This is a genomic window from Kinneretia sp. DJ1R-11, assembly GCF_025717595.1.
Classification (GTDB): domain Bacteria; phylum Pseudomonadota; class Gammaproteobacteria; order Burkholderiales; family Burkholderiaceae_C; genus Paucibacter_A.
In genome coordinates, this window is the sequence record NZ_JAJIRR010000006.1 from 29937 (window position 1) to 42263 (window position 12327).

General features: G+C 64.4%; 12 protein-coding genes and 1 tRNA gene. 9 read left to right on the top strand and 4 right to left on the bottom strand.

Going from position 1 to position 12327, the window contains the following annotated elements; all coding sequences use genetic code 11:
* Positions 1-4: 4 nt before the first annotated feature.
* The 7 genes from LNV23_RS11875 to LNV23_RS11905 all read left to right on the top strand — a co-directional run bounded on the left by LNV23_RS11875 (position 5) and on the right by LNV23_RS11905 (position 7699).
* A complete protein-coding gene (locus LNV23_RS11875; protein WP_263563173.1) occupies positions 5-1591 on the top strand; it encodes an ABC transporter substrate-binding protein in 1587 nt (528 codons plus the stop codon).
* 195 nt (positions 1592-1786) lie between these two features.
* The gene (locus LNV23_RS11880; protein ID WP_411910572.1) at positions 1787-2815 is read left to right on the top strand and encodes a sulfate ABC transporter substrate-binding protein; all 1029 of its coding nucleotides are present in this window, start codon (positions 1787-1789) and stop codon (positions 2813-2815) included.
* A gap of 24 nt (positions 2816-2839) precedes the next feature.
* Positions 2840-3742 (top strand): sulfate ABC transporter permease subunit CysT, encoded by a 903-nt coding sequence (cysT, locus tag LNV23_RS11885; RefSeq protein ID WP_263563174.1) that lies wholly within the window; start codon positions 2840-2842, stop codon positions 3740-3742.
* Positions 3742-4638, top strand: coding sequence for a sulfate ABC transporter permease subunit CysW (gene cysW / locus LNV23_RS11890; RefSeq protein WP_263563175.1), 897 nt, complete (start codon positions 3742-3744; stop codon positions 4636-4638). The genes cysT and cysW overlap by 1 nt, the downstream gene beginning before the upstream one ends.
* Positions 4635-5732: a sulfate/molybdate ABC transporter ATP-binding protein gene (locus tag LNV23_RS11895; protein WP_263563176.1), complete on the top strand. Its 1098-nt coding sequence runs from the start codon at positions 4635-4637 to the stop codon at positions 5730-5732. Before cysW ends, LNV23_RS11895 begins: the two co-directional genes overlap by 4 nt.
* Positions 5733-5735: 3 nt before the next feature.
* Positions 5736-6689, top strand: a complete 954-nt coding sequence (locus LNV23_RS11900) for a CysB family HTH-type transcriptional regulator (protein WP_263563177.1) — start codon at positions 5736-5738, stop codon at positions 6687-6689.
* A 296-nt stretch (positions 6690-6985) separates the two neighbouring features.
* The gene (locus LNV23_RS11905) at positions 6986-7699 is read left to right on the top strand and encodes a hypothetical protein (protein WP_263563178.1); all 714 of its coding nucleotides are present in this window, start codon (positions 6986-6988) and stop codon (positions 7697-7699) included.
* 110 nt (positions 7700-7809) lie between these two features.
* On the opposite strand, the gene LNV23_RS11910 is transcribed toward LNV23_RS11905, so the two are convergent.
* From LNV23_RS11910 to LNV23_RS11925, 4 genes are all read right to left on the bottom strand, one after another.
* Positions 7810-7897 (bottom strand) — tRNA-Ser (locus LNV23_RS11910).
* Between the two features lie 82 nt (positions 7898-7979).
* On the bottom strand, positions 7980-9275 hold the full coding sequence (gene serS / locus LNV23_RS11915; RefSeq protein WP_263563179.1) for a serine--tRNA ligase: 1296 nt from the start codon (positions 9273-9275) through the stop codon (positions 7980-7982).
* A gap of 87 nt (positions 9276-9362) precedes the next feature.
* A complete protein-coding gene (gene ispH, locus LNV23_RS11920) occupies positions 9363-10337 on the bottom strand; it encodes a 4-hydroxy-3-methylbut-2-enyl diphosphate reductase (protein WP_263519818.1) in 975 nt (324 codons plus the stop codon).
* 1 nt (position 10338) lies between these two features.
* A complete protein-coding gene (locus tag LNV23_RS11925; RefSeq protein ID WP_263519817.1) occupies positions 10339-10782 on the bottom strand; it encodes an FKBP-type peptidyl-prolyl cis-trans isomerase in 444 nt (147 codons plus the stop codon).
* A gap of 138 nt (positions 10783-10920) precedes the next feature.
* Between LNV23_RS11925 and radC the strand changes: the two genes are divergently transcribed.
* Positions 10921-11595, top strand: a complete 675-nt coding sequence (gene radC, locus LNV23_RS11930) for a RadC family protein (protein WP_263563180.1) — start codon at positions 10921-10923, stop codon at positions 11593-11595.
* An 11-nt stretch (positions 11596-11606) separates the two neighbouring features.
* Positions 11607-12275: a Smr/MutS family protein gene (locus LNV23_RS11935; protein ID WP_263519815.1), complete on the top strand. Its 669-nt coding sequence runs from the start codon at positions 11607-11609 to the stop codon at positions 12273-12275.
* Positions 12276-12327: the final 52 nt, after the last annotated feature.

Here is a 12327-nt window from a genome sequence, read left to right on the forward strand (position 1 = left end):
CTTCATGAAATCGCCCTTGCTGGCCTGTCTCTTGAGTGCCGCCCTGGGCTTGCTGGCCCCGGCCCCGGCCCAAGCCCAAACCCTGCGCTGGGCCAGCGCTGGCGACCCGCTGACACTGGACCCCTATGCCCAGAACGAAACCCTGACCAACACCGTCAACGGCCAGATCTATGAGTTCCTGGTCACGCGCGACCGGCAGCTGAACCTGGTGCCGCAGCTGGCCACCGAGTGGAAGCAGTTGGGCCCGCAGAGCTGGCGACTGAAGCTGCGCCCGGGCGTGAAGTTCCACGACGGCCGGCCCTTCACGGCCGACGATGTGGTCTTCTCCATTCAGCGCGCCCAGCAGCCGAGCTCGCAGATCGCCATGTATGCCAATGCGGTGGGCGAGCCGCGCAAGGTGGACGAGATGACCGTGGAGTTCAAGCTGCCCCAGGTGAACCCGGTCTTTCTGCAGCACCTGGCCACCCTCTACATCATGAGCCGCGGCTGGGCCGAGGCCCACAAGGCCACGCGCACCCAGGATTTCTCATCCAAGGAAGAGTCCTACGCCGCCTTCAACGCCAACGGCACCGGCCCCTTCATGCTGGTCAGCCGCGCGCCAGACAGCAAGACGGTGTTCAAGCGCAACCCCAAGTACTGGGGCCAAATCGAGGGCAATGTGCAGGAGGTGATTTACACGCCGATCAAGAGCGACGCCACCCGCACCGCCGCCCTGGTCTCGGGCGAGGTGGACTTCGTGCTCGACCCCTCGCCGCGTGATCTGGAAAACCTGTCGCGCACGCCCGGCGTCAAGATCATCAACGGCCCCGAGAACCGCATCATCTTCATCGGCCTGGATCAGGGCCGCGACGAGCTGCTCTACAGCAATGTCAAAGGCAAGAACCCCTTCAAGGATGTGCGCGTGCGGCGCGCGCTCTACCAGGCCATTGACATCGAGCTGATCAAGAGCAAGCTGATGAACGGCCAGTCGGCCCCGACCGGCGCCCTGGTGCCCTCGCCCCTGGGCAGCTTCAAGGACCCGGCCCTGGAAGCCCGCCTGCCCTACGACCTGACGGCCGCCAAAAAGCTGCTGGCCGAGGCCGGCTACGCCAATGGCTTCGAGTTCACGCTCGACTGCCCCAACAACCGCTATGTCAACGACGAGCGCATCTGCATGACCCTGGCCTCGCAATGGGCCAAGCTCGGCATCAAGACCCGTGTGAACGCCCAGCCCAAGGGCCTGATCTTCAGCAAGCTGGAGCAGCTCGACACCTCGGCCTATCTCTTCGGCTGGGGCGGCTCCATCACCGACCCCGAGAGCATCTTCACCTCGCATTTCCGCAATCGGGGCGAGAAAGGCGTGGGCGAATACAACCGAGGCAATTTCAAGGACGATGAGCTCGACGCCCTGGTCGCCGCCTCCAGCAAGGAGCCCGATGAGGCCAAGCGTCAGCTGCTGATCAAGCAGGCCTTCCGGCGTCAGGCCGAACAGGTGCATTACATCCCGCTGCACCGCCAGTTCATCCCCTGGGCAGCGCGCAGCAATGTTGAGGTGGTGCACCGGCCGGACAACTGGTTGGAATGGCGCTGGGTCACCGTGGGCTCCAAGTGAATCAGAGGAGCTTCACGCCCTCTGGCGGCCGACAGCAGCGCCCGAACTCCTGCAGCCGGTGGCCGGCTTTCAATTCAGCTCGTTATTCGATTCGCAGATAAACAAATTAAAAAACTATTGTTCCATGAATAAAGAGCGGCAGGCACAGTGCGGGTCCGACCTCACATACGGGCATGCCCTGCCCCGCCGCACATCATGGACAAGACCTCCCGCCGCACCGTTGCCCTGGCCGCCACCGCCCTGCTGGCCTGGAGCCTGATGCCCGCCGCTGCGCAAGCCCAAGGCGCAGCCGATGCCTTGCTGAACGTGTCCTACGACGTGAGCCGCGAGCTCTACAAAGAGATCAACCCGGCCTTCATCAAGCAGTACCAGGCCAAGAGCGGCAAGACCCTGACCATCAACCAATCGCACGGCGGCTCCAGCAAGCAGATCGGTGCCGTCATCGGCGGCCTGGAAGCCGATGTGGTGACCATGAATCAGGCCACCGACGTCGATGTGCTGGCCGAAAAAGGATTCACCCCGGCCGACTGGCGCAACCGCTTCCCCAACGGCGCGGCCCCCTACAGCTCCACCATCCTGTTCCTGGTTCGCAAAGGCAACCCCAAGGGCATCAAGGACTGGAACGACCTGACCCGTGCCGGTGTGCAGGTCATCATCCCCAACCCCAAGGTCACCGGCAACGGCCGCTACAGCTACCTGGCGGCCTGGGGCAGCGTGCTGGCCAAGGGCGGCTCTGAAGCGCAGGCCAAGGAGCTGGTGAGCAAGATCTTCGCCAATGTGCCGGTGCTGGACGGCGGTGGCCGCGGTGCCACCACCACCTTCACCCAGCGCGGCATCGGTGACGTGCTGCTGACCTTTGAATCGGAAGCCGAGCTGATCGAAAACGAATTCGGCAAGGGCTTGTTCGAGGTGGTCAACCCCAGCGTTTCGATTGAAGCCGACGCGCCCGTGGCCATCAACGACAAGGTCGCCGCCAAGAAAGGCACAGCCGCCACCGCCAAGGCCTACCTGGACTTCCTCTACACGCCCGAGGCCCAGTCCATCATCGCCCGCCACAACTTCCGCCCGCGTGATGCGGCCGTGTTCAAGCGCGAAGAAAAGCGCTTCGCGCCGATCAAGTTGTTCAGTGTCGACCAATTGCTGGGCGGCTGGGCCAAGGTCAGCAAGACCCACTTTGCCGACGGTGGCCAGTACGACCAGATCGTCGCCGGCATCAAGCGCTGAACCTCAGGGCTGGAATCGCTTCTCATGAGTTCTCACGCAATCGCCAGCAGCGCCGGTCCGGCCGGGCTGCCTTCGCTGGAGCCGGGCCAGCGCCGGGCCAAGCGCCGCGTGCTGCCCGGCTTCGGCTTGACCCTGGGTTTCACGCTCTTCTACCTCGGCCTGATCATCCTGATCCCGCTCTCGGCGGTGTTCATCAAGTCGGCAGGCCATGGCGCCGATGCCTTCTGGGCCGCAGCCAGTGCGCCGCGGGTTGTGGCTTCTTACAAGCTGAGCTTTGGCCTGTCACTGCTCGCAGCCGCGATCAATCTGGTCTTCGGCCTGATCCTGGCCTGGAGCCTGGTGCGCTATGAGTTCCCGGGCAAGAAGCTGGTGGATGCGCTGATCGACCTACCCTTCGCCTTGCCCACGGCCGTGGCCGGCATTGCGCTGACGGCGCTGTACGCCGGCAATGGCTGGCTCGGCTCGCTGCTGGCGCCTTACGGCATCAAGGTGGCCTTCACGCCGCTGGGCATTCTGGTGGCCCTGATTTTCATCGGCCTGCCCTTCATCGTGCGGACGGTGCAACCGGTGCTGGAGGACATGGAGACCGAGCTCGAAGAAGCCGCCGCCTCGCTGGGCGCGCACCGCTGGCAGACCTTCCGCCTGGTCGTGCTGCCGACGCTGACGCCGGCCCTGCTGACCGGCTTCGCCCTGGCCTTTGCGCGCGCCGTGGGCGAATACGGTTCAGTGATCTTCATTGCCGGCAATCTGCCCATGGTCAGCGAAATCACGCCGCTGATGATCATCTCCAAGCTGGAGCAATACGACTATGTCGGCGCCACTGCGATTGCCGCGGTGATGCTGATGTTCAGCTTCGTGCTGCTGCTGGCCATCAATGGCCTGCAAGCCTGGAGCTCGCGCCGCAACGGACAGGAAGGACGCAAATAATGGCCGGCATCGTTTCCGCCTTGGGCGTGCCGCAAAAGAGCAGCGGCGGCCGCTACCAGAGCAACCCCGCCACCCGCGAGGCTCCCTGGGTTCGCTGGACTCTGCTGACACTGGGACTGAGCTTCTTCTTCCTGTTCCTGTTGCTGCCCCTGGTGGCTGTTTTCCACGAGGCCTTGCGCAGAGGCTGGGATGTCTACATCGCTGCCCTGGTCGAGGCCGATGCGGTCTCCGCCATCAAACTGACCCTGATCGCGGCCTTCATCTCGGTGCCCTTGAACTTGGTCTTTGGCGTCAGCGCCGCCTGGGCCGTGGCCAAGCATGACTTCCGCGGCAAGCAGCTCCTGATCACCTTCATCGACCTGCCCTTCTCGGTTTCGCCGGTGGTGGCGGGCCTGGTCTATGTGCTGCTGTTCGGCGCGCAAGGCTGGTTCGGGCCCTGGCTGCAGGCGAACGATGTGAAGATCATCTTCGCCGTGCCAGGCATCGTGCTGGCCACCATCTTCGTGACCTTCCCCTTTGTGGCGCGCGAGCTGATCCCGCTGATGCAAGCGCAGGGCCGCGACGAAGAAGAAGCGGCCACCGTGCTGGGCGCCTCGGGCTGGCAGACCTTCTGGCGCGTCACCTTGCCCAATGTGAAGTGGGGCCTGCTCTACGGCGTGATCCTGTGCAATGCGCGCGCCATGGGCGAGTTCGGCGCCGTCTCGGTGGTGTCCGGCCACATCCGCGGCTACACCAACACCCTGCCTCTGCACGTGGAAATTCTCTACAACGAGTACCAGTTCGCGGCCGCCTTTGCCGTCGCGTCCCTGCTGGCCCTGCTGGCCCTGGTGACCCTGGTTCTCAAGCAATTCGTCGAGTGGCGCGCCCACCGAACCCTGAAGGAAGCATCGACATGAGCATCCAAGTCCGCAACATCCACAAGTCCTTCGGTGCCTTCACCGCCCTGGGCGATGTCAGCCTCGACTTCCCCACCGGCGAGCTGGTGGCCCTGCTGGGCCCCTCGGGCTGCGGCAAGACCACGCTTTTGCGCATCATTGCCGGCCTGGAGACGGCCGACCGGGGTCAGGTCTTGCTGGACGGCGAAGACGCGTCCGACACCCATGTGCGCGAGCGCCAGGTCGGCTTTGTGTTCCAGCATTACGCCCTGTTCCGCCACATGACGGTGTTTGAGAACGTGGCCTTCGGTCTGCGCGTCAAGCCGCGCAAGGAACGGCCCAGCGAGGCGGTGATCCGCAAAAAGGTCCATGAGCTGCTGAACCTGGTGCAACTGGACTGGTTGGCCGACCGATTCCCGCCCCAGCTCAGCGGCGGCCAGCGCCAGCGCATCGCACTGGCCCGCGCCCTGGCGGTGGAGCCACGCGTGCTGCTGCTGGACGAGCCCTTTGGCGCGCTCGACGCCAAGGTGCGCAAGGAGCTGCGCCGCTGGCTGCGCCGCCTGCACGATGAGCTGCACATCACCAGCGTCTTCGTCACCCATGACCAGGAAGAAGCCCTGGAAGTGGCCGACCGCGTGGTGTTGATGGACCACGGCCGCGTCGAGCAAATCGGCACGCCGCAAGAGGTGTATGAAAAGCCGGCGACGCCCTTCGTCTATGGCTTCCTCGGCGCGGTCAACCGCTTCGAGGGCCATGCCGAGAACGGCGTGGTCCACATCGGCGAACACCAGCTGCAGCACGGCGCCACCTTCAACACCACCGGCCCGGTGCAGGCCTATGCCCGCCCGCATGAGCTGCAAATCCTGACTGCGCCGGATGCCCAAGGCCTGTCGGCCACGGTGGAGCGCGTGCTGAGCTTTGGCGCCAGCGCTCGCGTTGAGCTGCTCGGCCCCAAGGGCCAGCACCTGGAGGCCGAGCTGAGCCGTGAACGCGCCGAGGCCCTGAGCCTCTACAGCGGCCAGCGCGTGCACTTGGCGGCCAGCCGCCTGAGCCTGTTTGAAGCGGGCCAGAACTCCGAAACCCCGCGTGCAGCCAGCACCGTCAAGGCAGCCTGAGGCATGAACTTCCAGCAACTGCGCTCCATCCGCGAGGCTCAGCGTCGCGGCTTCAATCTGACCGAAGTGGCCCATGCCCTGCACACTTCGCAGCCGGGCGTGAGCCGGCAGATCCGCGAGCTGGAGGACGAGCTGGGCATCGAGATCTTCATGCGCGCTGGCAAGCGCCTGACCGGGCTGACCGAACCGGGCCGCCATGTGCTGCCCATCATCGAACGCATGCTGCACGAGGCCGACAACCTGCGCCGCGCTGGTGATGACTTCGCCCGCACCGGCGTGGGCACCTTGCGCATTGCCGCCACCCACAGCCAGGCCCGCTATGCCCTGCCGCCGGCGGTGCGCGATTTCCGCGCCGCCCACCCCGATGTCGCCCTCCATCTGCACCAAGGCTCACCTCAGCAGGTGGCCCGACTGCTGCTCGACGGTGAAGCCGACATCGGCATCGCCACCGAGGCCCTGGCCCAGTATGACGAGCTGATCGCCCTGCCCTGCTACCGCTGGACCCACTCGGTGGTCGTACCACCCGACCATGCGCTGGCGAAAGAAGCGGCCGAGGGTCAGGTCTTGACCCTGGAGCGACTGTCCAAGTTCCCCATCATCACCTACGAGCTCGGCTACACCGGCCGCTCCCACATCGACGACGCGTTCCGCGCTGCTGGCTTGGAACTCAATGTCGTGCTGGCCGCCATGGACGCCGACGTGATCAAGACCTATGTGGAGCTGGGCCTCGGCGTTGGCATCGTCGCTTCGATCGCTTACGACGACGAGCGCGACCTGCATCTCTCGGCCATCGACGCCCGCCATCTCTTCGCCGACAACATGACCCGTCTGGCCGTCCGCCGCGGCGCCTATCTGCGGGACTATGTCTACGCTTTCATGTCCACCTTTGCCGCACCGCTGACCCGCGAGGCCGTGGAAGCGGCCGCACAGGAATCAGCATCCCCGGCCAGCCTCTAAACAGCACAGAACGAAGCCTGTAACTTTCGTTCAATCGTGCAAGAAACGGCAATAGAAAGCTGGAATCCTTCGAAGCCAGGACCCTTGATTGGTCTTATAGTGGCATTCATTGTGACCGATGGGCGCTCGCTGCTGAAAAGCAAGCTGCGCCGCACTTCAGTTCCACTTTGTCTCCTCGATCGGATGCCCGATCGATTGGTTTGCCGCCTCCGGGCGACTGAACCGGCCCCTGCAGGCTTGTGAGTCTGCCGGGGCATTTTTTTGTCCCCCGCACACGATTGAGATCAGGGCAGAACTTGCAACAGTCGCAGCGGCAGGCGGCCAGCTTCGCCGCCGCCCAGATCAACGGAGCAGCCCTGCCGGCACACAAGGCAGCGAGCATTGACCGGCCGTCGGCCCTGGGGGAAGTCGCGGTGGCTGCAGAGCTTGACCACTGCGGCATCAACCTGGGAATTGACCCATCCGCTCGCATCAGCCGCGGCGAACTCCGTGCGCGCAAGGACGGTGCCTTTGCATTCGCCACAGGGGTGGCATCGTTGGGGCTCACCCTTGAAACCACCGCCGGGGTCTTCAGGGGAGATTTTGGTCATCTTCACGCCAAGCGTCACAGAAACTCGGGCACGCCGGACAATCAGAGCTGGGAGCATCGGTCAAGCCAGCTCACCTCCCCCATCGGAGGGCACCCTTTGCGGGGGTGTGAAGCCGGCCACCTTCGGAGGACAGTTGCATCCATCGACAGGAGAGCCCACATGCAGTTCCAGAACCGTTCCAGCAGCCACGCATCGTTTCTCAGTTCGGTCCTGCCACGGGTCCACGCTGCGAGCACGCCACAGCATGCCATGCGCCGCCGCATCAAGGCTCGCAATAGGCGCGAATCTCAGCACGGCACCATCGCCCCGACAGCACCGCCCCTGCCCTCGGTGATGCCGCAAACACTTGAAGTCGAGGACTGCGATTGGGAGACCTGGCTCGATGCTGGCGGCGACCTGCTGATGGGCATGCCGGACTGAGTCAACGGTAGCCTTTTGCCCCATCCAACGCCGATCAAAAAATCGGCGCGCACAAAACAAAAAACGGGCCACTTGGGCCCGTTTTGCTGCGCCTGCTGAAACAGGCTTTTTGGAGGAGAGGGGGGGATTCGAACCCCCGAGACGTTTCCGTCCGCCTGATTTCGAGTCAGGTACATTCAACCACTCTGCCACCTCTCCGGTATTCTGGTGCTCGCGTTGGTTGCTGCGAGTAAGCCCGCTAGTATAGCGAGCTTTTTCAGATTTGCCAGTACTTTCTTGCTCAGGCGCGCAGAATTTCCGCGCCGCCCATATAGGGCCGCAGAACTTCAGGCACGGTGATGCTGCCATCGGCGTTCTGATAATTCTCCAGAACGGCCACCAAGGTGCGGCCCACGGCCAAGCCGGAGCCGTTCAGGGTGTGGACCAATTCGTTCTTGCCCTGCTCGTTCTTGAAGCGGGCCTGCATGCGGCGCGCTTGGAAGGCTTCCATATTCGAGCAGGAACTGATCTCCCGGTAGGTGTTCTGGGCTGGCACCCAGACCTCGAGGTCATAGGTCTTGGTGGCGCCAAAGCCCATATCGCCGGTGCACAGCAACACCGTGCGATAGGGCAAGCCCAGCTTCTGCAGGATGGCCTCGGCATGCAGGGTCATCTCTTCCAGCGCGGCCATGCTGTGCTCGGGGTGCTCGATGCGCACCATCTCGACCTTGTCGAACTGGTGCTGACGAATCAGACCCCGGGTGTCTCGGCCGGCACTGCCCGCTTCTGAGCGGAAGCAGGGGCTGTGCGCGGTCAGCTTGATCGGCAAGTCAGCAGCATCAAGCACTTGCTCGCGAACGGTGTTGGTCAGCGGAATCTCGGAGGTAGAGATCAGGTACTGCTCCTGCGCCTGGTCATCGCCACCACGCAGCACCCAGAACATGTCTTCCTTGAACTTGGGCAGCTGGCCCGTGCCTTCCAACACCTCGCGATTGACGATGTAGGGCGTGTAGCACTCGGTGTAGCCATGTTCCTCGGTCTGGGTGTCCAGCATGAACTGGGCCAGGGCGCGGTGCAGGCGGGCGACTTTGCCCTTGAGAAAGGAGAAACGCGAACCGCTGAGCTTGGCGCCGGTCTCGAAATCCAGGCCCAGGGCGGCGCCCAGATCGACATGGTCGCGCACCTCGAAATCGAAGCTGCGCGGCGTGCCCCAGCGACGCACTTCCAAATTGCCGCTCTCGTCGCTGCCCACCGGCACGCTCTCGTGCGGCAGATTGGGCACGCTCATCAGCATGGAGCTGAGTTCGGCCTGAATCGCTTCCAAGCGCTCGGCTGCAGCCTTGAGCTCATCACCAATGCCGCCGACCTCGGCCATCACGGCCGATGCATCCTGACCCTTGCCCTTCAACATGCCAATCTGCTTGGACAGGCTGTTGCGGCGGCTTTGCAGTTCCTCGGTGCGCATCTGCACGCCTTTGCGCTCGCTCTCAAGCGCGGCGTAACGGGCTTCATCCAGGAAGGATTGCGGGTTCTTGCGGGTGTTGAGACGGGCCACCACGGCGGCCAGGTCCTTGCGCAATAGGTTGATGTCTAGCATTTGAAAAGGTGTCCTTGGAATTCAGTCGATTCTATGAAAGCAAAACGGCGCCGAGTGGGGCGCCGCCGGCATGACGCTGCACCGGCATCAAGATCGAGAGCTGCTCAGCTCGGCCATGGATTTGTCGCCCAGCCCCATGGGCAATGGGAAGCGCACATGCTCTTCCACGCCTGGCAGGCTGCGCACCGTGGTCGCGCCCAGTTCGCGCAAGCGCTGAATCACGGCTTGCACCAAGACGTCCGGCGCCGAGGCCCCGGCGGTCAGGCCGACACGGGCACGGCCGTCCAGCCACTCGGGCTGCAAATCTTCAGCGGCGTCGACCATATAGCCGGGCGTACCGAGGCGCTGAGCCAGCTCACGCAAGCGATTGCTGTTTGAGCTGGTCGGGCTGCCAACGACGATGACCACATCGACCTGCGGCGCCAACACCTTGACCGCGTCCTGGCGGTTCTGGGTGGCGTAGCAGATGTCTTGCTTCTTGGGCTCACGCACCAAGGGGAAATGCGCTTTCACCGCCGCCAGAATCTCGGCCGCATCGTCAACGCTGAGCGTGGTCTGCGTCACCACCGCCAGCTTGGCCGGATTGTTGACGCGCACATGGGGCACATCGCCGACCTCCTCGACCAGATAGATGCCTTCACTGAGCTGGCCCATGGTGCCCTCGACCTCGGGATGCCCCTTGTGGCCGATCATGATGAACTCATAGCCCTCGCGGTGCAGCTTGGCCACTTCCACATGGACCTTGGTCACCAAGGGGCAGGTCGCGTCAAACACCTGGAAGCCGCGTTGGGCCGCTTCCTGGCGCACCGCTTGGCTGACGCCGTGGGCGCTGAACACCAAGGTGGCGCCCGGCGGCACTTCGGCCAAGTCCTCGATGAAGATGGCGCCTCGCGCCTTCAAATCATTGACCACATAGGTGTTGTGCACGATCTCGTGGCGCACATAGATCGGCGCCCCGAACTTCACGAGCGCTCGCTCGACGATTTCGATGGCACGATCCACGCCGGCGCAAAAACCGCGCGGTTCGGCCAGCAGAACTTCCTGAGGCTTGATATTCGGCATGTCAGAGCACCCCGATCACTTGCACTTCAAAACTCACCGGCTGGCCGGCCAGCGGATGGTTGAAGTCGAACAAAAGCGCTTCGCCATCCACTTCCCGGATCACACCGGCATAGCTGGCCTGGCCGTCGGGCGTGGGGAACTGCACCACATCGCCGACGTGGTACTCCTCGTGCGGGTCGCCGAGCTGGCGCAACAAGCTCAGCTTGACCCGCTGCAACATATCGGCATTGCGCTCACCAAAGGCTTCGCCGGCGGCCAGCTCGAACTGGGTGCGCGTGCCTTCGGCCAGGCCGATCAGGCGCGCTTCGATGGCCGGCGACAACTCGCCCGTGCCCAGGGACAGCGTGGCAGGCTTGTCATCGAAGGTGTTGATGACGTCGGCACCGTCCGGCCCCGAAAGGCGGTAGTGCAGAGTCAGGAAAGAACCGGCTTGGATAAGATTCATGAGGGCACAGGGTCGGAATTGCCGCGATTTTAGGGCCTACGCGCATTGCGCTTGGGCGAGGCGCTGCCAAAGCCTTGCGGACTTCCCTGCCCTCTTGCCCCAGCCCCTCCTGCCTCCAGCCCGTCCGGAGTCTCCGCCATGCCGTTCCATGACCTGCCGCCCGACGCCCGGCCGCGCGAGAAGCTGCTGTCCCGCGGCCCTGAAGCTCTGGCCGATGCGGAGCTGCTGGCCTTGCTGCTGCGAACCGGGCTGAAGGGTTTGCCCGTGCTGCAGATGGCGCAGCAACTGCTAGACCGCTTTGGCGGCTGGCACGGACTCTTGCATGCCAGCGTGGCGGACCTGAAGCAGATCAAAGGCCTGGGCCCGGCCAAGCGGGCCGAAATCGCGGCTGTGCTCGAGATTGCCCGCCGGTCCCTGCACGGTGAGTTGGCACAGCGTGCGGTGTTCGATGCCCCCGAGGCGGTGCGCCGCTACCTCAGCCTCCAGCTCGGGGGCCGGGATCACGAGGTCTTTGCCGTGCTCTTCCTTGACGCCCAGCACCGCCTGATCGCGCTGGAGGAGATGTTTCGCGGCACCTTGACACAAACCAGCGTCTACCCTCGCGAGGTCGTCAAACGCGGACTGGCTCTGGGCGCGGCCGCCGTGATCCTGGCCCACAACCATCCATCCGGCGTGGCCGAACCTTCGCGCGCCGACGAGATCCTGACCCAGGCCTTGCAGTCGGCACTGAGCCTGGTGGACATCCGGGTACTTGACCATTTCGTGGTGGGCATGGGCGAGGTCATCTCGATGGCGGAGCGTGGGCAAATATGATGGCGCTCGCCATGAAGCCCTCGCCCTCCAAACGCTCGACGCCCGCCCTGAACAGCCTTCAAGACCTGAAGCTGCTGCAGCGCGAACTGGCGCTGCAGCGGCGCGCCGAGGAAGAACGCCAGGAGCGCTTGGCCGCAGCCGCCCGCCTGGCCGAGCAGGAACGGCGCATCTTCGAGCTGAGCATCGGCCCGGTCACGCGCCTGGCCGCCAGCCAGCAGCGAGTGATGCATCGCCTGCCCCCGCCGGCGCCCGAGCCCCTGCAGCGTGAAGCCGATGAGCGCCAGGTACTCTTGCAGGCCTTGTCCGACGACTTTGATGTCGACACCTTGCTGGAAACCGACGACACCCTGTCCTTTCGCCGGCCCGAGATCACGCAGGAAGTGGTGCGCAAGCTGCGGCGCGGCCACTGGAGCTTGCAAGCCCAGTTGGACCTGCACGGCCTGCGCCGTGACCAGGCCCGAGAGGCCTTGGGCCAGTTCGTCCAGGACAGCGCTCGCCGCGGCCTGCGCTGCGTGCGCGTGGTTCACGGCAAGGGCAATGGTTCGCCCGGCCGCGAGCCGGTTCTGAAAGCACGCGTGCGTCGCTGGTTGGTGCAGAAAGACCAAGTCCTGGCCTTTGTTCAGGCCCGCGCCAGCGACGGCGGCAGCGGCGCCTTGATGGTCTTGCTGGCCGGCACTTAACTTCCAAACGCCGCCACCCCACTCAAGCCGACCGCCGGGCCGCCCCAAGACC